The 25,957-nt window shown below is 37.2% G+C and carries 23 protein-coding genes; 21 read left to right on the top strand and 2 right to left on the bottom strand.

The window, feature by feature from the left end; all coding sequences use genetic code 11:
• Positions 1-6: 6 nt before the first annotated feature.
• The 14 genes from FN001_RS16980 (at position 7) to FN001_RS17040 (ending at position 12,981) form a co-directional block, all read left to right on the top strand.
• Positions 7-660 carry a hypothetical protein gene (locus FN001_RS16980; protein ID WP_142412630.1) on the top strand — a complete coding sequence of 218 codons (654 nt, stop codon included), beginning with the start codon at positions 7-9 and terminating at the stop codon, positions 658-660.
• Positions 661-664: 4 nt separating this feature from the next.
• Positions 665-1,492 carry a hypothetical protein gene (locus FN001_RS16985; protein ID WP_142412631.1) on the top strand — a complete coding sequence of 276 codons (828 nt, stop codon included), beginning with the start codon at positions 665-667 and terminating at the stop codon, positions 1,490-1,492.
• A 68-nt stretch (positions 1,493-1,560) separates the two neighbouring features.
• Entirely contained in the window at positions 1,561-2,352 is a 792-nt protein-coding gene (locus FN001_RS16990) for a hypothetical protein (RefSeq protein WP_142412632.1), read from the top strand.
• A 57-nt stretch (positions 2,353-2,409) separates the two neighbouring features.
• Complete coding sequence (locus FN001_RS16995) at positions 2,410-2,784, top strand: hypothetical protein (RefSeq protein WP_142412633.1); 375 nt, start codon at positions 2,410-2,412, stop codon at positions 2,782-2,784.
• Positions 2,785-3,107: 323 nt separating this feature from the next.
• Positions 3,108-3,404, top strand: a complete 297-nt coding sequence (locus FN001_RS17000; RefSeq protein WP_185911975.1) for a phage holin family protein — start codon at positions 3,108-3,110, stop codon at positions 3,402-3,404.
• Positions 3,405-3,860 (top strand): RusA family crossover junction endodeoxyribonuclease, encoded by a 456-nt coding sequence (locus FN001_RS17005; RefSeq protein ID WP_142412635.1) that lies wholly within the window; start codon positions 3,405-3,407, stop codon positions 3,858-3,860. It abuts the gene before it with no gap.
• Entirely contained in the window at positions 3,861-4,475 is a 615-nt protein-coding gene (locus tag FN001_RS17010) for a hypothetical protein (protein WP_142412636.1), read from the top strand. It abuts the gene before it with no gap.
• 11 nt (positions 4,476-4,486) lie between these two features.
• Positions 4,487-4,663 carry a hypothetical protein gene (locus FN001_RS18245; RefSeq protein ID WP_185911976.1) on the top strand — a complete coding sequence of 59 codons (177 nt, stop codon included), beginning with the start codon at positions 4,487-4,489 and terminating at the stop codon, positions 4,661-4,663.
• 467 nt (positions 4,664-5,130) lie between these two features.
• Positions 5,131-5,583: a hypothetical protein gene (locus tag FN001_RS17015; RefSeq protein ID WP_142412637.1), complete on the top strand. Its 453-nt coding sequence runs from the start codon at positions 5,131-5,133 to the stop codon at positions 5,581-5,583.
• Positions 5,584-5,603: 20 nt separating this feature from the next.
• A complete protein-coding gene (locus tag FN001_RS17020) occupies positions 5,604-9,572 on the top strand; it encodes a phage tail tape measure protein (protein WP_142412638.1) in 3,969 nt (1,322 codons plus the stop codon).
• 159 nt (positions 9,573-9,731) lie between these two features.
• Entirely contained in the window at positions 9,732-9,998 is a 267-nt protein-coding gene (locus tag FN001_RS17025; RefSeq protein WP_142412639.1) for a hypothetical protein, read from the top strand.
• Positions 9,999-10,559: 561 nt separating this feature from the next.
• Positions 10,560-11,570 carry a DUF262 domain-containing protein gene (locus FN001_RS17030; RefSeq protein ID WP_142412640.1) on the top strand — a complete coding sequence of 337 codons (1,011 nt, stop codon included), beginning with the start codon at positions 10,560-10,562 and terminating at the stop codon, positions 11,568-11,570.
• A 125-nt stretch (positions 11,571-11,695) separates the two neighbouring features.
• Entirely contained in the window at positions 11,696-11,896 is a 201-nt protein-coding gene (locus FN001_RS17035; RefSeq protein WP_142412641.1) for a hypothetical protein, read from the top strand.
• 167 nt (positions 11,897-12,063) lie between these two features.
• A complete protein-coding gene (locus FN001_RS17040) occupies positions 12,064-12,981 on the top strand; it encodes an NYN domain-containing protein (RefSeq protein WP_142412642.1) in 918 nt (305 codons plus the stop codon).
• 492 nt (positions 12,982-13,473) lie between these two features.
• Here FN001_RS17040 and FN001_RS17045 read toward each other — a convergent pair whose 3' ends face one another.
• Complete coding sequence (locus FN001_RS17045) at positions 13,474-13,935, bottom strand: DUF2513 domain-containing protein (protein WP_185911977.1); 462 nt, start codon at positions 13,933-13,935, stop codon at positions 13,474-13,476.
• A gap of 35 nt (positions 13,936-13,970) precedes the next feature.
• Between FN001_RS17045 and FN001_RS17050 the strand changes: the two genes are divergently transcribed.
• A complete protein-coding gene (locus tag FN001_RS17050) occupies positions 13,971-14,174 on the top strand; it encodes a hypothetical protein (RefSeq protein WP_142412644.1) in 204 nt (67 codons plus the stop codon).
• Between the two features lie 38 nt (positions 14,175-14,212).
• Here the strand turns inward: FN001_RS17050 and FN001_RS17055 are convergent, their stop codons facing one another.
• Positions 14,213-14,824 carry a hypothetical protein gene (locus FN001_RS17055; RefSeq protein ID WP_142412645.1) on the bottom strand — a complete coding sequence of 204 codons (612 nt, stop codon included), beginning with the start codon at positions 14,822-14,824 and terminating at the stop codon, positions 14,213-14,215.
• Positions 14,825-14,896: 72 nt separating this feature from the next.
• On the opposite strand from FN001_RS17055, the gene FN001_RS17060 reads away from it, so the two are divergent.
• The 6 genes from FN001_RS17060 (at position 14,897) to FN001_RS17085 (ending at position 25,954) form a co-directional block, all read left to right on the top strand.
• Positions 14,897-20,131 carry a hypothetical protein gene (locus FN001_RS17060; protein WP_142412646.1) on the top strand — a complete coding sequence of 1,745 codons (5,235 nt, stop codon included), beginning with the start codon at positions 14,897-14,899 and terminating at the stop codon, positions 20,129-20,131.
• A gap of 56 nt (positions 20,132-20,187) precedes the next feature.
• Positions 20,188-20,394 (top strand): hypothetical protein, encoded by a 207-nt coding sequence (locus tag FN001_RS17065; RefSeq protein ID WP_142412647.1) that lies wholly within the window; start codon positions 20,188-20,190, stop codon positions 20,392-20,394.
• A 376-nt stretch (positions 20,395-20,770) separates the two neighbouring features.
• Positions 20,771-20,977: a hypothetical protein gene (locus tag FN001_RS17070; RefSeq protein WP_142412648.1), complete on the top strand. Its 207-nt coding sequence runs from the start codon at positions 20,771-20,773 to the stop codon at positions 20,975-20,977.
• 534 nt (positions 20,978-21,511) lie between these two features.
• The gene (locus FN001_RS17075; protein ID WP_142412649.1) at positions 21,512-22,297 is read left to right on the top strand and encodes a phage tail domain-containing protein; all 786 of its coding nucleotides are present in this window, start codon (positions 21,512-21,514) and stop codon (positions 22,295-22,297) included.
• Positions 22,297-25,317 (top strand): phage tail family protein, encoded by a 3,021-nt coding sequence (locus tag FN001_RS17080; RefSeq protein WP_142412650.1) that lies wholly within the window; start codon positions 22,297-22,299, stop codon positions 25,315-25,317. Before FN001_RS17075 ends, FN001_RS17080 begins: the two co-directional genes overlap by 1 nt.
• A gap of 7 nt (positions 25,318-25,324) precedes the next feature.
• Positions 25,325-25,954, top strand: a complete 630-nt coding sequence (locus tag FN001_RS17085; RefSeq protein WP_142412651.1) for a hypothetical protein — start codon at positions 25,325-25,327, stop codon at positions 25,952-25,954.
• Positions 25,955-25,957 lie beyond the last annotated feature (3 nt).

The following is a 25,957-nucleotide window of genomic DNA, read 5'->3' on the forward strand; positions in this document are numbered from 1 at the left end:
CTTTATATGGAAGAGAATTTAAGAAAAAGGGATGATTTGCTTGCAAAGCTTCGCATATATAGGGATGCCCCTGATGATGAAAACATTCAATACAAGCAAAAAATCAAAAATGCTTTGTTGCTAAATCCATGCCTTTTGTATGCAATCCATCAAAAGGATCTTGAACCGGAACTTTTTGATGGAAATGGTAATATCAATTGGGAATATAATGAGAAAATAAAACAATACGAACCTCTTGGAGAATGGAGTAAATATTTTGGTGAAACAGCAAATATTCGCCCTTATTTATTTATTCCAGATACACAAACCGAAGTCAAAAATTATGTTTGCTATCAGGTATCTTTTGATGAGTTACCGAGATATACGACGGCGCAAAAGTACACACAAATTACTTTTACAATTTTCATTCATGAAAATGATACTATTGATAAATTAACTGGCATCCCGCGCCATGACCTAATTGCCTCTATTCTTAGAGAACGCTTTAATTGGTCGAATATTTTTGGTATGCAGACGCATTTAATTTCTTCAAAAGAATCTATTGCGGACAATCATTATACCGTTCGAACCCTCGTCTTCCAGCTTGTTGATACAAATGGTCTGGTTAATACTCCGCATGGAGGAAAGCCATCTATGAATAACTATCAGTTAAGAAGGTGATCCAATGAATTCTTCCGAAACATTAGATAAACTTCAAGCGGCGGTTATTCAGGAGCAAGCTTCAAAAAATTCCTCAAAAGAAGACAAATATCATTTTGACGAGCTAAAGCTATTCTTCGGCGAGGATTATTTTGTTCATGGTATTAAAATTTGCCAGCCAACAATTGGTGACATTATTGATATTGGCGAATCCAAGATCTATTCCGCGCTCTCTCCTTTTACAAATAACTCCACTTCTATTCGACTCTCTCTCTGGAACATGGGTATTAAAAACTGGTGCAAGGTAAAAGACATCGAAGTCTTTGGTTTGCTGTCCAATATACCCACTACAGATTTTTCCCCATTAAAAATTGTTTTCCCTGATACGGATATAACGGAATATAAGCTAATTTCATATGCGGGGGACGATGGCGAGAAAATCTTTGGACTTTTTAACAAAAGGACTAAGGATCTGATCACAGAGGACGAATATATGGAAATTGCAGAATACATAAGAACATTTATGAACATGCATCCAAAGGTAGAAAAAGCAAAAGGGAAGACAGTTAGGGCGTGGATGATTCAAGAGGATCAGATGAAACTTGCCGCAGAAGATCCCAACAAACAATATAAGTCCAGTTTGCTGCCGGTGATTTCAGCAATGATAAATCATCCTGGCTTCAAATATAGATTGGACGAATTAAGGCAAGTAAAAATATATCAGTTCTATGATGCGGTGAAACGTGTCCAAATTTATGAACAAACTCGTGCTTTATTGTCTGGAAGTTATTCCGGATTCTGCGACACGAGCAAGATCGACAAAGAACTGTTTAACTTCATGAGAAGTGAATAGAAAACGAAAACTTAGAGCGGCGTAATGCCGTTCTTTTTATTTAAATAAACCAATAAGGAGGACTTAAAATGGCATTTAAGTTAGGTGACGTTATCGTCGATAGACTACAGTTTGGCTATGGTGCTACATCCAAAGGTAAGCCACTTTACGCTTTAACACAGCTTTCAGAAGCATCCATTGAGATTACAGCTGATTCTACAGATATCACAGACAAGGACGGCAATCTCGTATATAGAAAGTATTCTGGTAAACAGGGTACAGTTACAGCTACAAACGCATTCTTAAACCTTGCAGTGCTTGAGGCAATTTCTGCAACAGACGCCGAGATCGCAACGGCAGAAAAAGGTATTGTTATGCCAATTTTCACGACTGTCGAAGCTGGAAAAACACTCGACATTGAGGACTATGTAGAAGGATCCGTTGTTGTAAATGCACTCTCAGTAAAGGGATCTATGGGCAAGGAGTATACTCTTGGCACAAGCGAGTCCGCAAGTGAATTTAAGGTTGACAAGGAGTCTCATACTCTTACTCCACCGACAGATGCAGAGGAAGTTCAGTATATCGTTAGATATAACAAGACTGTAAAGAGCGGTGCAAAGATTACTATTTCCGGCAATAAGTATCCGAAGGCACACGAGTTATTCTTCAAAGCCATTGTTGTTGATAAGTGTGATACAGAAAACTACAAGGCAGCGGTTATTCATATTCCGTCCTTTATGCCGAGTCCAGAGGTTACTATTGCTCTTCAGGGTGGCGACTCTCAGACAATGGACTACACAGGCGCAATCCTCACAGATACATGTTCTGTTAACCAGACTATGGTTGAGATCTACTACATCGACGAAGAGGAAGACGTTTAATAATCGATTTTGGCCGTGGGATGAGGAATTGTCCCACGGTTATTTTAGGAGGTCCAATTGAAAGATTATAGAACCTGTGTGGTATGTAGAAAACAGTATTCTTTTTGTCCGAAATGTGGAAAAGATAAGGATAAGCCATTATGGTTGTTCACTTTTTGCTCCGAAGAGTGTAAAAACATTTATGAAACAATGTCCTTATATGAGAATAATGAGATTTCTGCGAATGATGCGAAAGATAAACTTGATAAATTAAAACTTGATGATGAATCATTAGTAGGCAGCTACAGAGAAACATTCAAGAAAATTAAATCGTCTCTTGAAAAAGAAGAGATGAAAAAAGAGAATAATGTTGAGTCTGACAATTTATCGGATTCTAAGAAAATTAAAGCTTTTAGATTTTCCAAAAAGGAACTTAACGATGTTGAACAGTGATTTTTTAATTCCAAATATTTAGGGAATATAACATTACTGTTTGATGTTGTATTCCCTATTTTTTACGACGGAAAGGATTGAGCGGATTATTGATTGAAACTAATTTAAAATCTCGAAATTATGATTATCACGAGGTTGTAAGAATAGTTAATCCAAAACAATACTTGTTATATATAAAGAATGGTGTGTTCCCAATCGACTTGTATACAAGTGTTGACGGAGAGACGGGCAATATTATTTTGGCAATGATTTTTCTAAAAGCTGATACCACTGAAGTTTATAAAAAGTGGTGCAGTTATGATTTGAAATAGAGGTAAATTATTATGGATTTTTTACAGAATTATATGATGCCGGTAGTAGTTGGCATTTGCTTATGCGTAGGTTTTGTTTTAAAGAAGTGGGTAAAGGACGTAGATAATAAATACATTCCGACTATTTGCGCTTTACTTGGCGTTGTCATCGCAGCCTGGATCCAGGGATGGATGCTTACTCCGGAGGTTGTACTGTCTGGTCTCATTTCCGGTTTGGCAAGTACGGGTCTTCATCAGGTATTCAAACAGTATCTTGAAAAGGATTCTACCGCAACGATTACTGAAGATAAGATGGAAAAGAGTGAGTAAGTGCAAAAATACCATTTAGTGTTGGATCAGAGTGTTGTTGACAAGTACAACACTTATTATTTTAAGAGCCATCCTCGTGCCAGAAAGAAGCCTATCGAGCATAGTTATCACCCAAGTTTAAACACATGGATTATTCTTCCAAGGATTCAAATGAATCAATTAAAACAAAAGTGGAAGGATTTTGTGGTTTTCTGGATAAATGACTTAGGGTTAAATGGAAAGAAATTGAATGAGTTCGATGCAACCTTTACTACATATATGCCTACAAAGCGGAGAATAGATTGCGATAATACCGTTCCAAAATTTATCTTGGATTCGTTTACCGAATCAGGTTTTATCGTAGATGATGACGGAAAACACTTAAGATCATTAACACTTAAAACAGGATATGACAAAGAAAATCCGAGAACAGAAATTGATATTATCTGTTACGACGAAAAGGAGAAAAAGGATTAAATGGAAAAAATTGGAATTAAAGCGTTTGTGGAAAAATATGAAAACTGTGCAACAGAAAAAGTAAAGAAAGATTGTTTAAAGGATTATCTTGAAGTAAAAAGATATATTCCTTTTAATTTAAAAGTAGCGTTGGCAGAGAGTCTTGTACGCACTACATGTTTTGAAACTATCGAGAAGAAAGATCTCGATGGAAAAGTGATTAGAGAGAAAACCGGCAGAGTTAAAAATGATTCTGTTGGAAGAACACTTCTCTTCTATCGCATCATTGTGGAGCAGTATACGAACTTAACAGTAGAAACCGAAGGATTTTATGAGGAATATGATCTGCTCAGATCCTCCGGAATTCTTGAATATATTCTTGCATCAATTCCAGAAGATGAACGTGCAGAATTTTCCCGTATTATTGATATGAAGGTATCAGATACGCTTTCCTATTATGATTCACCACAGAAGTTTGTAAGTGATCAAGTGGAACGTTTTGGGACTCTTATTGGAGTAACACTGAATCCATTTCTTGAGAAACTTGCAGACCAGCTTGGAGAGCTGGACGAGGAACATATCAACAAGCTTGCGAAAATTGTGGCTGCCGGTTCGAAGCTGAAAATCCTAAAATAAAGCGAGATAATATGAATAACAAGGATCTTATCGAGGAACTAATCACGACAATTGAAGATGAATTCAATAAATCAAATTCAATAAGATACTATTGCAATGATGGTACAGAAATTGCCACAGATGTTGGATATGTTGCCGAATGGTTTGAAGAATATAAAGAAGTTTTAAGAAGAAGATATTGCAATTAAAGACAGTATATAAAATTCGAGTTTCAAACGGAAAATAAAATGGGCGTCGTACCTGGTTTGGCACGAACACCCATTTTATGTCTTTCATAATTTTTCCCTCTTGTGCCGTTAGTCCTTAAAAAAGGAACAATGGATTTTTAAAAAGCCAATCTTTACTTCTAAGTCTTTCATACGGTGGTGTCGTACATAAAGACAAATCGGAAGACCGACCATTAGTAATATAATGACGATAAAGACGAACGTCGCCATTTATATACTCCTTTCTGGCGCAAGAGCCATAGACCTTCGATGGCGTGTCATGCGTACCTGACATTACCATATTCACTCCCGTGATCCCCCACGGGTCCAAGTGCATAGGGCGGAAGGCTGAACAATATTATTATACACTTAAAATGTCGAAATTTGCAACCTCTCATGCGGTCAAATGTATGAGGGGTATTTTTATGTAAAAAATCAGGAGGTTATTTATGGCACTTAGTAAAGAAGCGCAAAAAAGATTAAAACAGCTCGGAAAGGCAAAAGCAAATAGTCTGGCGAAAGAAGCTTCACAGAAATTAACAGATTTCACAGAACGGCTTGTGGACTGGTACTACTCCGATCCGATTAAATTTGACTACCGCTGGCATTACAAAAGAACCTATAACCTCTATGGTGGTTATGAAAAATATCTGAAAAATGGTTCTGTTTATTTTGGCGGTGTGAAGATCCCAGGACCGATGGAAAGCTATCCTGGCGTTAGTGGAACTCCAATTACACCATGGGGATTTATGAGCACATATATCTATAATCCTGCTGGCACATGGCATGGTGGTAATTATCATGGCGGGTATGGAGAACCGGCAAGTTTTTCTTTTTATAACGAGTTACACAAATACCACGATGATCTTAAAGATGAGTATCGAAAAAGATTATCTATTTGAGTGAAAGGACGTGAAAATAAATGGCGAATAATTCAGATATTATTAAAATTGGGTTCGATTATGAATCCGGTTTAGCTGAGTTTATAAAGAATTATAACGGCACTATGGGCCAAGTTCAGAAAAGTGCCGATGGAAATAGAATTGAGATTCAGTTTGATGTTTCAGATAAAGATGTGATTAAGAAAATTTCCGCTATTCAAGGGGATTTTAAAAATGTAAAAATTGAGCTAAATGGGAAAGAATTAACTCAGCAACTTTCTTCTATTGAAGCAATTAAAGATGTCCTAATTAGTATCATCAAAATGGTCAACGATGGTATAAAAATCGACTCTATTTTAAACCTTGATAAAACATTTTCTCAAGTTAATGATTTAAAAAAACAAATTTCCGATCTTAAATCAAGTATGGAAAAAATGCATACGGATAATGATATTGCCGAAGCTTGGAATGAGGGATTCCGTGTAGGTGGTGAAGAGCTTGAGCATTTTAGAGAGTCTGCACTTGAGAGCACTAATGTAATTTTTAAACTCAGAAAAGAACTTGAGAACTTACAAGCTGAAAACCAACGGCTCGCTGGTAGCAATGATTATTTTAAAGGCATTACTGATAGTTTGTCGCAATCTCTTGATGAAGCAAAATCTGAAATTGCAGACCTACAAAAACAGTTAGAGACACTGTTAAAAGCATCTCCTAAAACGAATATTTCAACACCAAAAAATACCTCTCCTGACGCCGCAGGAGCCTCTGCAGAAGACTCTAAGGTTTCTATTGAAGGAGAAGGCAAGGCTGCTGATGAAGCGGGGAAAAGTTTTAATAAGGCGTCTCAGGCAAAGCAAGAATTTGTCGATGTAAATAAGAAGGTAAAACAGAGTGCCGAATCTTCTGCTGATGCTGTAAAGAAAGAAGCCGAAGCCGCAAAGCAGGTGGACTTCACACCGAACACAGAAGGCTTCGATGAGATTGTTGCGAAGTTCAAATACTTAGAACAATATAGAGATCAGATTGAGAAGCTTGTTAAGATTTCTAAAAAAAATAAAGATGGCAGTTACGATGTATCTTATAATGCAAGATTAAAAAGTGGAACTACTGTTGATCTTGGAGAAAGTAGCACTCCACAAATACTAAAAGCCAATGAAGTCGCTTTTAATGCCAAAGCGGAAAATCAAGAGGAAGTAAAAGCTCGACAAGAAGCTGTTGATCAAATGCGGATTGCAGAGGCCAATTATGTTGCAGAAAAAGAACGACTTCTAAACGAAGGAAAAAAACAAGCGGAACAAGTTGCGGAACAAGAGGCTTCTGAAAGGAAGGCCATTGTTGAAAAAATGCAACTCGATGAGTCTGACTACATTAACGAGCGGGAACGTCTTTTAAACGAGGGTAAGAAACAGGCTGAAGAGGTTGCAAATCAAGAGACTATTGAACGGCAAAAGGCTGTTGATGAAATGCGACTTGTTGAAGCGAATTATCTTGATGAGCGCGAAAAATTGTTGAACGAGGGAAAACACCAGGCCGAGGAAGCTGCCCAAGAAGAACTCAAAGTTCGTCAAAACATAGTTACTCAAATGCAGATCGATGAAGCTAATTACCTTGCAGAAAGAGAACGACTTTTAGACGAGGGTGCAAAACAGGCTGAAAATGTCGCAAGTCAAGAGGCCGCTGAGAGAGAAAAAGTTCTTAATCAAATGCGGCTTGAAGAAGCTGACTATGTTAATGAACGTGAGCGACTTTTAAAAGAGGGCGAACAACAAGTTGAAGAAATCTCCAAACAGGAAGCTGCGGAAAGACAAGCTGTTGTTGAGAAAATGCAGATTGATGAGGCTAACTACCTCAATGAACGCGAGAAACTGCTAAATGAAGGAAAATTACAAGCAGAACAGGCGGCACGAGAGGAAGTTAAGGCTCGGCAGGACGCCGTTGATAAAATGCGTCTCGCGGAAGCCGATTATATTGCAGAAAGAGAACGCCTATTAAAAGAAGGCGAACAGCAAGAAAAAAATATCTCTAAGTCTAATACACAGACACGGCTACAATCGCTTCGCGGTTCTTTCGGCGATACCGAAATTGGGTCAAGTCGTTTTGATCAGATGTTTCCTAAAATCGAAAGCCAAATTGAGAAGCTTAACAAATCTCTCGACAAGGGAAGCATTTCCATTGATGAATATAAAAAGAAAGTCGATGAACTTCTCGACAAAAAAGTTTCCAATTCAATCAGCGATTCGATGGTACAGGCCATTAATGAACAAAAATCTCAACTGAAAGAAGCCACTACTGAGATGCAGAAAGTCATTAATGACACTGCGAATAAAATCAAAACCGGTAAACCGGTAGATGGTATGCGTTCTTCTGATTATTCTGCGATGATGGATAAATACAAGGCAGAATTAGAGGAACTTCGTACCCTTCAGGCGACAGTAAGTAAACAGGATTACGTTTCTGCCGCACAGTTAAAGCAGTTTGATGACCTCAGGAAGAAACTCAAAGATTCTGAAACTTCCTTTAAAACACTGTCGGCTGCTGAAAAAGGGTCTACTGACCTATCCAGAGAGAAACTGTATAGTAAAATTGGAGAATATCTTCAAAAGAACTCTGGAATGGCGAAGGAATTCAAGATTCAGCTGAAAGCTCTGCAAAAACAGTTAGAGGATCAGGGACCGAATGCGAACGTAAGTGATCTTACTGCTCAGTTCATCCGGTTACAGTCCCAGATCCGAGAAGCAGGACAAGAAGGACGGAGTTTTTTAGATGTTCTTAAGGACAAGGCATTTTATGGTTTTGTCGGCCAGCTCGGTACATATTTTGGTTTTAATGACTTTGTAAGATATATTGGTGAAGGTGTAAACACTGTACGTGAATTAGATACCGCTATGACAGAAATGCGTAAGGTATCTGATGAGTCAGTAACATCTTTAAAGAGTTTCCAAGAGGAAAGTTTTAATATTGCGAATGCTGTTGGAACGACTGCTCTTCAAATACAAAACTCCACGGCTGACTGGATGAGATTGGGTCTCTCATTGGAGGATGCAAAAGAGGCTGCGAAGGATGCAAATATCCTTTTAAATGTATCTGAATTTGATAACATTGAAGATGCAACGAAGTCTCTTGTGTCTATGTCTCAGGCTTATAAAGATCTGGACAAATTAACCATAGTCGATAAGCTCAATGAAGTAGGCAACAATTATGCGATCTCGACTGATGAGTTAGCATCTGCTCTTCAAAGGTCTTCAGCTACCCTTTCTCTTATGGGAAACACAATCGATGAAGCTGCGGCCCTTGTGACTACGGCGAATGCAACGATTCAGGACGCAGATAGTGTCGCGGCAGGTCTCCGCACGATTTCTTTAAGATTGGTTGGTACATCTGAAGCCGAAGAAGAATTATCCGCAATGAACGAGGAAGTTGATGCCTTTGTAAAGGCAACAAATTCCAAAAAACAACAAATCATTAAGGATTATACCGCAGTTGCATCGAACCAGTACAAAGGGTTTGACATCCTTGATGATAACGGAAATTATAAAAATACCTATGAAATTCTTTTAGGAATTGCAAAAGTATATAAAGAGATTCAAGAACAAGACAAAAAACTTGGTACAAACCATGCTATGGCTTTAATTGAAGAGCTGGCCGGTAAGAACCGTTCGAATATTGCATCTGCAATTTTACAGGATCCCAAACAGCTTGAAGAGGTTTTAAAATCATCTCAGGAAGCAAACGGTTCTGCTCTTGAAGAACTTAACAAACAACTCGAAAGTGTCGATGGTCGTATTCAGAAACTCACCAATCGATGCCAAGAATTCTGGGCAACTGTAATCGATACAGACACAGTTAAAACTGGAATTTCATTATTAACAGATCTTGTATCCGGTGCTACTGCTCTTGTAGATAAGCTCGGTACTCTTCCAACAGCCCTTGGTGCTCTTGGAGCCGCATTAAGCGTAAAAAACGTTGGTGGGCGTAAAATGTTTCGCCTCTTGAATATGCCAACAGCATAGATGTTCTATCGGATACAATAGTTTAAACTATGCCAGCCGTGAGATACACGGTGGTAAATAAATAACAGAGACAATAAGCGGGAATGAAGTACAACGGCTGCGTAATGGCAGCGTATCACTACTCTCCTATTGTGGCGACACAATCAGGATCGTAAAAACGTGACGCTCGACAAATCCGCTGGGACAGATCTCTATGAGATAAGCCCTCACAGTAGCGACAACTCTCACACTGAATTATATGAAACGATGTCCAGTGAATATGCGCTCGGTACTGCTCGTTTTGCCGCGAGTAAAAATAACGGCGGGGTTTCTGCATACCGTCAGTTTGAAGAAATGCAGAAAAATATTATTCGTCCCAATTTACGATGCAATGGCACAAAAGAAAAAGGAGACCACCTGCTGGGAACAGGCAGTCTCCAATTTTGAGATAAAAGGATTTTTTACATTATGTTAAAAGAATGAATTAATCTTAATGCTTTGGTTTTTTAAAGAATTTTCCAACCAGGTTCAATTTTCCTGCAAGCAGGTCAACGTCAAGTCTAAAAGACTCTACACCGGACGAGAAAATTCCATGGACTATGTAGAAACAAAGCACTAATAGTCCTAAGATAATAATCGTAGAATTCTCCATTTTTCACCTCCCATCTGCACATAGTACACAGAAGAGGAATTATTGTACGGAGAACCCGTTGATGTGTTTCAAACACTCAGATTTGTCCTTTCTTTTTACATATGCCTTTTTTTCGCGCAAAGCGCTCCCACAGACGCTTTTGCCCAGCATATCATCGTGGAACACAAACCGCAATGTGGTCATACGGTTATGGTATGCTTGCTGTTATTGTATCATAAATTGGGATGAATTACTACAAAATAGACTGTTTTTCGATCTTCATTTTTCGAAGATTTCGAAAAGTATTTAAATTTAGTGTGGACATTTATATTTAAATATGTTATCTTGAAAATATAATAATTTTCAGGAGGCATACAATGATTGATATTAACAACAAAACTGTGTCCATCTTTTCTATACTAAAAGATATCAAAAAAGACAAATATAATTTTGAATTGCCTGTTCAGCGTCGTGAAGGAATTTGGAAACCGGCAGAAAAGAGTTTGTTCATCGACTCTATTCTGCGAAACTATCCTATTTATCCAGCATTGATTAACAAACATAGCGATACTGAAAAAATGGATGTAGTAGACTTCAAACAGCGTTTTACTACACTTCGTGATTTCAGCAATGATAAGCTTAAATTATCAGCGTCTTTAAAACCAATCAATATAAACGGAACAATTTACGAAATTGCCGGAAAGAAATTTTCTGCACTTGACGACGAGGTAAAGGATGAATTTAATAAGAGACAACTTTCTCTTTTGATCATGACCGATGCGACACCGGAAGAGATTGCCGACATCTTCTCTCGTATCAATATGGGACATCAGCTTACACCTGGTCAGATGAGATCTGCTTACGAAAGCGATGCAGTTAGAGCTTCTGTGTATGAAATTGCAGATTATGCATTTATTGCTAATTCAGTCGGAAAAGCAAAAATTAAATCCAATGGTGATCGTGATCTTGTTCGTCAGACGCTTATGCTCATTGAAAACGGTAATGGTTTTGAACTCAATTCATTTAGAAAAGACGACATGAAAAAGTTCATTGAGTATTATAACGGCGCTCTTGAATCGGATGAGACGAAGGCATCTGTTATCGAAAGAACTAATATTCTTAAAAACGCACTCGTCAAATTGAATGAAAGATATCCTGATGGTCTTAAGAGCAATCTTTCCAGTGTTCCAATGATTATTTATGGATTGTATAAAACAATCAAGGATCACAAGTCAACAGAGGCATATTTTAATTGGTTAGATGCGTTCATTTCAGATCTTGTTAATAATGAAGAATACATGCAGTATTGTAAAGTTGGTACGGCTGGAAAAGATAACGTTATTGGACGTTATGAATATTTCAGAAACGTATTAAGAAATTTACAGTAGGAATTTTCAAAGGAGTCGGCGACGGCTCCTTTTGTATTTCAATAAACTACTATTATATTTTTCCAGTAATCTCCTAATGAATATTATGAAAATAATGGTATGATATTCTTCGAGGAGGTGAAATATTGAATAAGACAAATAATAGTTACTTCAAAATTATTTGCGAAGAAGTTACTCCATTCGAAAAAATAATCCACGAAGATCGAAACTTCGGGACTTTCGAGGAAGTGAATGCTTTTGTCGCAAGTAAGTTACATAAATACCCAAATGCAAAATGGGAACTTTATGTAATTGAGAAAGTCAATTTTGTTGTCTTGAAGAAATGACAACGGCTGCCCTTATGGGCGGTCGTTTTTTGTATTTAAAATATATCGTGCTCCGCCGGATCACGGTGCTCGAGCACTTATGAGATTTATATGCGAAAATATGTTCTGGTAGAATTATGTAAAAATCCGTCGTATAATAGTAAGAAATATTATTAGGCGGTGAAAAAATGAGTGAGATAAACGAATCAGAAACAAAAAGGCATGAAGATTTTTACAATGTGGCTGTATATATTGATTACGAAAATGTAGTTAAAATATTAATGAAGGATCATGCTAATCCTATACATGATCAGTTTTTCGATAAGTTAAGAGTTTGGGCAAAAGAAAAAAATATGCGTCTTGTTAAAACTGCGGTTTATTGCAATTTTGACGTTGAATATCTATATGAATCTCACCATCAGTCTTTGTTGCAATCATATGGCGTTGAAACCATTCATACTTCAAACCAAGGTAAGAACTATGCAGATTTGAAAATTGCTATTGATGTTTTAAATGAGATGTATACAAATAGCAACATAGATGAATTTATTATAATGTCGAACGACAAAGATATGACGCCGTTATTGAATACAATTAAGGCGAATAAACGTAGAGTTTCGGTTATCACAACAGGCAACGCTTATAATAAATCTTTGGTTGAATTTGCAGACGATCATTTTGAATATAAGGATATTATTGCAACACGTATCGAATTCGAGCCATATATTGTTTCTCTTTCCAAAAAATCGTATTCAAATATATTTAGCAATGTACAAAAAGGGATTGATTCTTTTAAAAAAGAAAAAGAAAAAAATAAAAAAGCAACGTTTTCAAAGCATGTTTATTTAAGCAATATAATTGAAAATCATGCAAAATTCTATCATATAATGAAATATGAATTGCTTTCTTTAATGGCACAACGTTATGGCAGAGGCGATTTATTCTTTTATACTAAAGGAAATCAAAATGATTTTGATCAGTTATGCCTATTGCCAAAAGATTTTAAATCTACTTTTATAGAATATGGAATTATTTCAGAAAAAGACATATGCAAAATAAATGTAACCGAACTTGCAAATAAAAAATATGATGAATATCTTAAATAGATATTGACATTGACCAAGAGTCAATGTATAATATATACAAAATTATAAAAACTATATTAAACCTACGTAAGGCAAAGCGGAGAATGTCGTCCAAATGGGCTGGCGCCCGCGTGTTTTCGCAAACGAATATCTGCAATGCCCCTGGTTGGTTGGCACCCGTACAAATTGCGCATACTGTACGGGTGTTTTTATCACTAAAACAGTCAAGGCATCCGACATTGGATGCCTTTTATTATTATATCTTTCTACTCTCCTATCTTAAAAATCACTTCCGCACTCATTGCAGTGCCACTGTTTGCTTATTAGCCAAGAAGAAGTTTTATTATCACTGCAATAAGTAATATAGCAAAAAGAAGTTTAGGATAAAAAAGCCAAGCAATGAAGTATAGAACTATAATGACTTTTTGACCATTTGTAAGAAACATATAACAATTACCTCTTTAAAATTTGCTCAAAGATTATCAAAATGTTCTATAAGATTATTAAGCATTTTTAGTGAATTATATTAAGCATATTTTTTGTACCATCAATGAAGTTTTGTAATGCATTGGGATCAGTCAACATTGCGGTTCCAAGCGCTCCTGTAATAGTGGAAATGGCTTTAACAGATCCAACACCAACCTTTTTGCAACGCTCTTTTACTGCGTTCCATGCGGTATCGTTTCTAATATTGTTAAGGAGTTCATTTCCGCGCAAACTAAGGGAGGTTATATCGATATTGAAAAGCGTATTATTCGGACCATAAACAGGTGTCCTATTAATATTAAAATATCCTTCTTCGAAAAGTAATTGGATTGCATATGTGATTTCTTCGTCATTAAAATCGTTGCCGCGCAATGCCTTGCTTATTTCTCTTGGCTGAATTATTTTATATATAGTTGTGTTAGGTTCATATCCAGAATTTGCTTCAACGTATAATAAAATTTTTCTTATACAGTCGTAATTTAATTTCATACTCTTATCCTCCATTATAGAAAGTAGGTGTTTAAATGATTTTTAATCATACCACAAAGACTTGCAATGAGATTGATTATTGCCTTTCTCACGCACATGATTTAACCGACGAGCAACATGAATATGGTTGTTTATGGCGTCTCAAACTTGCTCAAGCAATCATTGAAGATCTCGGCGGAGACAATGCAGAACGCATCGCAAAAATCATGCTTTCCGTTTGTGAAAATAATTTCGGCTAAAAATCGCTCCCACAATCATTGCAGTGCCGCTGTTTATATTATTTTTCTTTGACGTATGATTTACTGAACAGTTTGTTATCTACAACGTAGTAAAGAATAAACCAATTTCCATTTGCGCTTTGTGTATAGATAATGTCGCCTTTCTTTTTGTATTTTACAAACTGACTACTATCATCATTACAATTATCATGGTGAATACAATAATGATAATTTCCGTTCTTATCAAAAACTTGTCCTTCGTCAAGGTTAGAACCGTCGTTATGAAGGTACAAATCAAATGTGTTTCCTTTTGGGATATCTATATCATAATAATATCCCAACATGTTTTTGTATTTAAAAAGAGAACGACTGTTATCAAGTGAAAATTCTATAACGTCAGATGTAACATTGTTTATATCTTCTAATTTACCACTTATAGTATTCTCTTTTTCTTTTTTACCATTTAGTTCGTATAGGACTTCATTAAACGTATTGTCGTTATTAACAGTAATTGTATCTTTTTGAAGATAACCTATTTCCTTGTCTCCTAACGATTGTATATACGTTCCAGGCAATTCGGTGTCGTATGATGTATCTTTTTCATAATTGGCGCATCCAGTTAAAAGACCAAGACATAAAGCCCCCATTAAAAATATTTTTTTATTTTTCATACCGTTCCTCCATATATTCATACTCTTCAAACAAGTATAGCACAAAATGGTACGATATTCAAGAAAAGTGCATTGGAAGAACTAATTGGCTTGTCGTCTAATAGCACTCCTGCGCTTACGACGTCTACGCAATCACTAAATGATGCACAAGTAGTATTGGATTTATATAACGAGCATCTTAAAAACGGAACTTTAACCCAGGAAAATTGGAATAGCATATTAGAGCAATCTACTTTTGATGTTGCGGATTATTTAGTGAAGAACAAAGGGCTTGAAGCATCGATGGTAGGATTTAAACTATCATTAGAAGGATCAGTCACCGGACTCAAGAAAGTATGCTTGGCACTTAATGAATATAATTCTTATGGCGAAAAAAGCTCTAGTGACCAAAAGTTGTTTGCAAAAGAAATTGGCAAAACAAACGGAAGCTTATCTTCGTACCTTTTAGGACTGAACGGAGTAAAGGCTTCGCTTGGCGGGTATGTTACTTCTTTAATAGCTTCTACCGCGCAAACAATAGCTTTGAATGTTGCGGTCACGGCTCTAAACGCAGCATTAACTATGGGAATAGGAGTTGCTATTTCTATAGCATCTGCCGCGTTTACCAAGTGGATAAACAAATCTAAAGAAGTTGCCAAAGCCGCAGAAAATGCGAAAGATAGCATTAAGTCTATCAGAGAAGAATTATCATCAAATGTTGGTAGTGTCAATGAGGCAAAGGAAAGATACGCGGAGTTAGCTCAAAATGTAGAAAATCTCGGAAAAGCAAACCAAAGTAAAGGTACTCTTTCTGATGAGGATTATAAAGAATTTCTTAATACAAGTAATCAGCTTGCGGACATTTTTCCATCGCTTACTGTTGGATATGATGAAAATGGTAATGCGCTTTTAAATCTTGCTGGAAATGTAGATACTATTGTTTCATCTTTGGATTCTCTTCTTGAAAAAGAAAAAGAAGTTGCAAACCAGAAAATTATGGAAGAATTTCCAGATGTTTTTTCTGGTGCAATGCAGAATATCGACGAATTAAAAAAGAAAGTTCAAGATGCTCAAGATGAATTTGATAGATATGCAGATATGCAATACCAGGTCATTAACGGTGGCTCTCGTGCTTTTGACAATAGAAGTAATGGAGTCGGAACTTTTACAAACTACAAAGGCGATACGGTATTCCAAACAGTTGGATCCTACACTGGATTGCTTGATGAACTTGGAATAGCATATAAAACTGCTATTATTGAAAATGGTGCAGGAACTTTAGTTCAAATTGTAGGAGATGCAAATGATGCCCTGATTCAAAAGGTCGATGAATCTCGTAATGCATTACAATCCGCAAAAGACGACCTCAAAACAGAAACATCTTCTATCTCTCAATATTTAAATACTTGGTTACAGACAGAGTTTACTTATCAAGGACTAAATGATTCTGGATTACAAAATGCAGTTCAGAACATGTTACTAAACTTTGATTTCTCGAATCTTCCTGATGGCGTAGATTCCAACTGGGCAAGTGTTAGCGAGTATTTGAGAAATAATATTCTTCAAGCAATTTATGATGCGCAGAATGATCCAGAGATTTCCACTGCTCTCTCTCAGGTATTTACAAATGCAGAACTTGACCCAAATGAAAAAGCAGATTTTCTTGAAAAAATCAAGAATTATTTCGGAGAAGATAGTGAGATTGTCGTAACACTAAAGCCGGTTATTGATGACACAACTTCTTTACAGAAATCCTATAATGATGCCATAAATAAATTTGGTGATTCTGGTTCTGGCAAGTTGGAAAATTTCTTTAAGAAAAAAGGAATTAACACTCAGGAAGAAATTGATTATTGGAATAAAGTAACCGCCGGTGCTACAAATGCAACTGTTGCAATTCAAAAATATGCGAAAGCAAAATCCAGTGACGAGGTTACAAAACCATTCACAAAGTCCGAGATGATTTCTGAAATCAACGGTCTCTCCGAAGGTTTTGAAGAGCTGGATAAGATCATGGCTTCGGTTGTTGATAAGGACAAAGCCTTCGACTTCTCTCTTCTCGACGATAAGAAATTCAAAGATAATTTCCAAGATTATACCAAGGAGTATAACAACTTCATTGAAACCATCACGAAACATCCGAAGGATATTAAGGCTTGTCAGAGTGCGTTCGACGACTTAACCACAGCATATCTTTATAATTCAGATGTAATGAAGGGGTTAAGTGATGATACTGCAGATGTTGCAGCTCAATATCTGAAACTCATGGGTGTCTCTAACTCCGAAGAAGTTGTTGCTTCTGCACTCGCACAGAAACATGCTGAAGCTGCATGGAATAGTCGAGACCTTTCCAATGCCACGGCAGATGAAATTGACGCACTGGCAAATGAGTCAGAACAGACTGACCAGAATAGAGAATCCTTCAAACTCTATATCGCACAGAAAATTCTTGCGAGCGATGCTTTTGACCCAACTGGAGATATTACTGCTCTTTCCAAAATCGTAGAGTCATTGGGAATTGCTTCGAACGCATGGATTAAGTACAACGCTTTAAGAAATCAAATCCTGCAAATGGATGCGACAGCTCATGTTAGCAATGGTCGTACTTATTATAGTTATACTTCAAAAGACAAAAATGGGAATACTGTAAACCACCTTGCAACTCAAGAAGAATACGATAACTATAATAAGCAGATGGAAAATCAGTTAAACGATTTTTCTGATGATATTACAGCGAAACTTAAGGCGGACATGAGAGTGTCTAATACTGGAGGCAATAAGACCTCCAACAAGAATTCTTCTAATTCTAAGGGTAAAACCAAAAAAGACCCAACCACCTTCGATTGGATGGAACGCAAGCTTACGATCCTTGACAAACAGACTTCCACTCTTCAAGATAAGATTGACAACCTTGTAGGTTATAAAGCAAAAAACCAAGTAACCGATACGGTTCTTGACCTGTTAGGTGATAAACTCACGACTCTTGAGAAGATGTCTGCCCATTATCAGGAACAGCTCAACTCTATCGACCTGCCGGAAGAATGGATTGAGGAGATTCAGAGCGGTGCATACGACATTGACTCACTTGATTCCGATAAGGACAAGAAGCTCATTAAGAAGATTCAAGACTACCAGACATGGTACGATAAGATTCAAGACTGCAAAGATAAGATCGACGAAACGACCAAATCCATCAAGGAAATGAATCTTTCCAAGCTGGACAACATCATTGATCAGTTCGACCAGACACGTGATATCCTATCCCAGATCATCGACACCGAGAAAGATCTACTTGACCTGCGTGAGCAACAGGGTGAGAAAATCAGTGCCAACGATTATATTTCTTTGGCGAATAAACAATATGAAGCTACCAAGCAAAATATTGAAGAATATAACCGTCTCTCTGCCGAGATGTCCAAACTGAATCTGAAACGTGGTTCTGAGGAATGGAAGAAATATAACGATCAGCTTCAAGACCTCAAGGATAACATGATTGCCGCCGCCGATGCAGTTGAATCTTATAAGGATGCAATGACAGAACTTGTCTACAAGGATCTGGATGATTATAAGAACAAACTGGATTCTCTAAACGGTACAATCGGAACGATGAGCGGATTGATCGGTGATACGAACCTTGTTGATGATAATGGCGAACTTACCGATCGTGGTCTCGCACAGTTAGCATTATACGCACAGCAGTTATCCAATGCAAAGCACGAAGCGGCTGAGTATGACAATGCGATTGATTCTCTGAATGATGCGCTCCGCACAGGACTTATCACACAGGACGAGTACAACTCCATGCTCTATGAGTACAAGTCTGCACAGGAGTCTGCCGTGTCTTCTGTTAAGGATGCAAGAGATTCTATTCTGGCACTTGTGAAGGATGGAATCCAGGCGGAAATTGATGCAAGGAAAGAAGCGACTGACCAGGCAAAAGCCCAACTGGAAGCCGAAGAAGATCTCCATAATTATCAAGAATCTATTGCTGACAAGCAGAGTAATATCGCAAAGCTTCAGCGTCAGATTGCGGCATTATCCGGTTCTACTGATCGTAAGGATATGGCGCAGAAGTTACAGCTTCAACAGGATCTTTATGATGCTCAGAAGGACTTGTATAAGACTCAGCGCGATCATGAATTTGATGAACGCAAGAATGCGCTGGATGATGAATATAACGCATTTGAAGAGTCTAAGCAAAAAGAGATGGAAGAACTCGAAACCGACCTGGACAAGCAGGAAGCTGCTATCAGCAAATATCTGGATAAGGTTAAGAAGGACCACTCTACCGCTTATGATGTTCTGAAGCAATACGGGGAGAATTATAATCTGACAGCAACCGATGATTTGACAGAACCGTGGGAGTCTGCAAGTTCAGCAGCCGATCTCTGTTCTGATGCTATTGGTGAAGTTACTGCGAACATTCAGTATCAGATCAATAGTCTTGATTTCAGTTCACTATATGAACTTGTCAACCTGTTGAATACGATTAAGGGACTTGGCTATGGTGACAGTGATGCTACTAATTCCCAGTGGGAAGATATTTCCGGAACTGGCACATGGCATAAGAGTACCGCGAGTGGACGTTGGTGGTATGGAGCTGATGAAGATAACTATGCTTCTGATGGTATCTATACGATTGATGGCAAGCAGTACGGTTTCAACGGCAAGGGACAGATGGTAACCGGTTGGAGAAATGATATTGGCGATGATGGTACATGGAAGTATTTCGAGCCAAGCAATGGTCAGATGGTTCGTTCTGAATGGAGAAAATCCAAAGATGGAACATGGTACTATCTCGATCACAACGGTGACATGGCTACCGACATGGCTGTTAAAGCAAAGGATGGCGATGGCTACTATTATGTAGATAACGATGGTAAATGGGATGGCACTACTCTTTCCAGTGAAGATGTAAATCGTCTCAAGTACAAGATTGGCTACAAGAATGGTACAACTAATGCAACCCGTGGATATCATCCGGTATTCGAAGATGGTTCAGAAATCATCACACTGAAAGATGGTACGGTTCTGTATCCATTTGAAGGTGGTGAAACTGTTCTGGATCATGCCAAGACGGAGAAGTTTATGAACTCACTTAGAACTACGATGCCGAGATTCACAGACGGATTTAAGAACTCCACATTGGATAATGTCAAGGTGAAAGATGTCGTTCAGACAATCAACATTGATATGCCGATTGGCGGAGTGCTTGATGTAACGACTGCACAGGTTCTTGCACAGAAACTGCCGGAATATCTGTTGAAGAACGGCAAGGTAATCTGCAATATGGTTGCGAAAGACATGACAAAATCGACACGTTGGTAAATAATTAAGGGCGGTTTCGCGCCGCCCTTACTATTGAGAAAAAAGGAATAAACAATATGATATTAGAGGAATTTAATTTAAACGAACAAGCATCCAATAACGAAGAGTTCGAGAAGCTTTTTAATTATTATAGAGATACAAGATACGCACTATCTGATGAATTTGTTATACGTGAAGCATTAAAAATGTATTGTGCACTTCCGCCAGACAAATTTGAGTTAAAAATTCGTCTTTTAGAATTGCTTAAAGACACAGAGCTTTAATTTTTCAGTTCGACTTGGCCAGCGTCGCTAATACTAAAGTTCATTTCTGTGCAATTATGGTTTTTAACGAATGTTCTAACTTGTCCGTCGCAACCATCTTCGTATTTCTTGTGACATGTTACAGTATATAAATTTGTGCATAGGAAAAAAGAATAAACGTGAGGATATGTTCCTCTTTCGGAATAATTATAGTTGTATAAAATTATATAATCTAGTTTTTTATCCTCTGCTAATTGTACCATCTTACGAAATGAGTCAAAATCTCTTGCAATCATAGTGATACCTCCCAATGTATTTTTATAAATACAATATTAGCACTGAGTATGGAAATTTTACAGTCTGAACATTCGTTCTGCAAATTCAAGGAGAAAAAGGAATGAGTTACTGTTTGTCCATAATTAAAGGGACTAAAGGAAAGATGTTTTGCAATCGGAATATTAGTCTTGTTGATTTAATGTGTATAGCTTCTCCGATTTTAAAAACGGCTTATGAAAAGCTTATGACGGAACGAGGATGTTCAGAAAAGGAAGCGAGAAAATTTGTTCTTGAAGAAATTAACAAGAGTTTTGATCTAATAGATTGATTTGGAAGGGGCCGGTGTTAAAGCCAGCCCCTGAGATTGTCGCTGTCAGTTATCAAGAAATGAAGAATCGATAAAATAAAAACATGGAGAGTTTGATTCCTGACTTCAAGATGAACGGTGCGAGAAAGACTGCTTTTTAACGGCGTGGCGGTCTTCTCCAATAATCAGTTACGTGCTCCCATTCGCCAAAACGGAAGCGGTCATAACTGGATACATGGACTGTATAAGGGTATACACACTTGTACATATGCTCTCACCTGCCTTTCTTTCAGAAGTTGAACTTCTTCGGGATTGGCTGACAGCGATTTAGATGTGTTTGTGAGATGGCGTTTCGGGAGGGAAGTACAACGCCCCCCATCTCATTTGTTAAAACATAACAGTATATCGAACACAAAAAAGACGAGCCTAATTCTCAGGTTCGTCTTTCTTATATTGGGGAAAATGACTTGTTACGCTTTTATTGTAGTTTTTATAGAACAAAATAGTAAAGGCAAAACAAGTGTATACGACATATTTTTTAGAAAGGAGGAAGACATGTTTGAAAAATTTGTATATGATGGGACAATGTGTAGCGAGTATGGAATCATCTGTGCGTATTTTGGCAAAGAAGGTTTAATAACGCCAGAAGCTCAAAAAACAGATTTGAAAACAGAGCAAGCACTTCGCGGAAACACATTTAACATTATTTCTCAGGATTATTCTGAACCATTATCTTGTACAATGCAAATCGTAAATAAGGACTTCTCTCCTATTACTTCTATTCAAGAACGAGCGCTAAAAAAATGGCTTTGTCAACGAGGAAAATATAACTGGTTTTGTATTCTTAATGAACGCTATGCAGATACATGGTTTCATGCAAATATAAGCAATCCGAAAATGGAATATTTTTATGGCAGTTACGGTATGGAACTTACGATCAATACTGATGCTCCATATGCTTATTCTGATCAAAGAACTGTAACGGTAAGTTTTAAAGCAGGTGAAATTCTTGAATCGCTTTATGTAGACAATGATGAGGAAATGCCCATTTATCCGGTTTTGACAATTACTCCTGCAAGTGCCGGAACTATTACATTGAAGAATCTTTCTCTCCCAGAAAAAGATAATACTTTGATTATTAAAAACTGTACCGCAGGAGAAGTAATTACTTTAGACTGTAATATGCCATTAGCAATCTCATCGAATCAAAATCATAATATCTATAATGATTTTAATCTCTGGTGGCCGTATCTTATTGATGGTTACAATCGAATTACGGTAGATAGAGATTGTGTTGTAAAGCTGGAATATCGTGAATATAGGAAGGTAGGGATCGTCTGATGGGAATGTTTTCTTATAATTATTATAAAAATCTTAAGCGTCCTGAAGTGTATCTCTCCTATCCTGATAAACGTAAAATTGGTCCCATACAAGTTCGCGAGTTACAAACAGATATTATTGCCAATTCCTGTTGCACTGGAAGTTTTAAAATTTATAGTCATGAGAACGATGTACCAATAGAATTTTATGCTGATGTTGAAATTGGAAAGTATATACTTATTTTAGGTGTAAACTGGTTTAGAATTAATGAGATTAATATTCAAAATGAGGACACAGATAACGAATATAAGGAAGTCTCTTTTGAATCATTAGAATCTGAGCTATCACAAACTTATCTCACATCTTTTGGATCTATGGGAACCGATGATGATGAACAAGGTGGACTTGATAGATACTGTCTTTATAGTCTAACTGATCAGGAACATTCTATCCTACATATCTTTCTCCAAACAAATCCAGGCTGGTCAATTTATTATGTCGATCCGGAAATCTCGAAAGAATATAGAAACTTCCAAGAAGACAGTGTATCATCCTATTCTTTCTTGACTGATACTGTTTCTGATGTCTACGAATGTATTTTTATTTTCGATAGTTTTAATAAAACTGTATCAGCTTATAAGCTTGAAAATCTTGGTAAAGATACCGGTATCACTCTGCAGTATAGGAACCTGATAAAGTCTATTAAAAAGTCTTCGTCTGAAGATGATGTAAAAACAGTATTAACTGTATGCGGTGGAAATGATGATAGAACGAATACTACTCTCGGTATTATTGAGGTAAACATTGGCGGATCTAATCAGATTTATGATTTCAGTCATTACTACCCTATGATGTCAGATGAGCTGAAAAATGCGCTTATTGCATATAAGAAAAAATGTGCAGATAATGAAGCAGCTTATCAGGAAAGGCTTTCTGGTCTAAAGGCAAAATATGAAGAGCTTGGAACATTGCAAAATCATGTTCCAGATGACCATGACACAACAGATTGGACACAATACGGTTTGGCAGAATTAAATGAGAAAGAAGCTATTTATAAGACAAATATGAAGCTTTATATGAATGATTCTGATCAAACATTGTATTCCAAAAACCAAAAACTTCATGCTGCAGTCGAGGCGGAAATCAGTGTTCGCAAATCACAGATCACAGCTAAAGAAAACGAGATTAATGAATATATAAAAACCATTAATGCTCTAATTGTCAACCTCCATGATTTTATTGGTGACAATTTATATCAGCAACTTGGTCCATTTATTCGCGAAGATACTTTGACCGATGACTCTTTTATTGTGACCAATACAATGACTGATGCTGAAGTGCTTGAAATGCAAAAAGCGCTACTCTCTCATGCTTATGAAGAACTGGCAAAGGTATCGTCCCCACAATATACGCTTGAAGTCGATCTTGTAAACTTCACCGTAAACTATGATTATAAGGCTTTTACGGACCAACTCGAAATGTTCAACATTGTCCATATCTCTATGGATGATCCCAATGAAGTCATGGATGTGCGGTTACTTAAGCTTCACATTAATTGGGATGACCCATCTGATTTCAGCGCGACGTTCAGTAACAAAGACACTCTTTCCGAAAAGTGGAATACTTTCCAGACGGTAAAAAAGCAAGTCGAAGATACGGCTTCAAAAGTAGACTTTTCTACCGGTGCATGGAATAAGGCTGCTTCTACTTCTGTCACGATGGATAAGTATATGAACAGTGTTCTGGATGCGGCAAAACAGCAGATTGTCTCCAATGAAAACAATGAGGTTATTATTGATCAGACCGGTATTCTTGCGAAGAAATGGTTGCCGGAAAAGAAATCGTATGATCCAGCACAGCTCTGGATCACAAATAACTGCATCGGCATTACAACGGACAACTGGGAAACAGTTGGAATGGCACTCGGCTATGTAAAGGTTGGAAACGACTACTTTTATGGGGTAGTTGCGGAAAAAATTTTCGGAAGATTATTGATCGGTGAAGGCTTGTACCTTCAAAATCATTCTGGAACATATTCAATCGACGATTCAGGTCTCACCGCTAAAAACGGTTCTTATAAAGTTGGAATCAATCCAAACACTCCATCTGACATTTTCACTATTTCCATTGATAACAAGAAACTTCTCTATGTTGATGCAGATAACAAGAAGCTCAAATTCGAGGGTGATATTGAAAGTAAATCCGGTCATATTGCAAGCTATGTAATATCCGAAAATGACCTGACTTCTGGCAAGGTCGGTATGAGTTCTACTACTACCGCCGGAGCTATTTCTTTCTGGGCCGGAAACACGGATAGAAATAATGCGGCGTTCAGAGTTGACAATAATGGAAAACTTGTTTGCTCAAATGCGGTGATTACTGGTGGAAGCCTGAAGGTTGGAGATAATTTTTCCGTAACATCTGATGGCAAATTAAAAGCTGCCGGTGCTGACGTATCTGGCAAAATCACTGCTTCTTCTGGCAAAATTGCAGGATGGACGATTAGTGGTAATAAGTTGGTTGGAACGTCAGGAAGCTCATATATTGAAGGTGGACGTATTGATATCGGAGACAGTTTTTTCAGTGTTGACTCTGATACTATTAGTCTCGGAGATTTTAAAGTAAATTATACAACCCGTGGCCTATTACAAAGTTATGATGAAGTTACCGGTATGTCCACTGGAGATCTTAATCATGGTGAGTGGTTACTTTGGGCCGGTTGGGAATTTGGAGGTCTAAAAGACCTTCCTCTTTTTGGAGTAAATACAGGACAAGTTCACTGCAATTGTGACTTATATATAAAAGGTCAAAAGGTAGATTTAAGTGCTATTAGCGGCGCTTCTAAACCTGGATCATGGCAGCATGGATGGAAACGTGATGATGCCGACATAGCCTATGACTGGATTCAGGTTACTCCTTCGCGTTTTCCTGGCGATGGAAAACAAGGAGTTTATGATGACCGATATTATAAAGCAAAATATGTTTGGTGGAATGTAAACATTCATTACAGTGACGGGTCAGATTTAGGACCAGATGCATAGGAGTGAAATGGAATATATTACTTTTAGCACAGGAAACATAAAAAAAATGGAATCACTACTGAGTAGGATTGATGGAAAATACAATTTAAACATTGTAACAGAATTATATAAAATTCTTGATTCTGGCGAGCATTCAAAAGAATTTGAAGACGGAATTATTTCCTTTAGAAAGGGAGCAAACCCATCTGAACAATCTGCACAGCTTAAGGAGAAAAAGGAATTGAAAACATCACTAAGTAAAGTTGTTGGAGCTTATTACATTCTTGATAAGTTAAATAATGATCCGACATTATCATTTAAAATACACTATTGGTGTATGCGAAACAATCAGGTATTTCATGACTCTGTGTCTTTCTTTCAAGATGAAAGAAATAAGTTATATAAAGAATACGCAAAGCCTGATGAAGATATTTTTGTAAAATCAAAAGATAATCCTGATATCATTGTTTTTAATATTAAGGACGAAAGTCTTACACAGGAATTTGCAGATAAATTCAATGAGCTTCAGAATATGGAATGTGATATCGAGCCATATAAAATCGATGCTGAATATTTATTCTCTCAGCCAACATTCAATGTTTCTGGACAAGATATTTTTCAGATTGATTTCCTTATTGACGATCCAACAACAAAATAATTC

It is taken from the genome of Clostridium sp. Marseille-P7770, assembly GCF_902143525.1.
In the GTDB taxonomy this organism is placed as follows: Bacteria; Bacillota; Clostridia; order Lachnospirales; family Lachnospiraceae; genus Pilosibacter.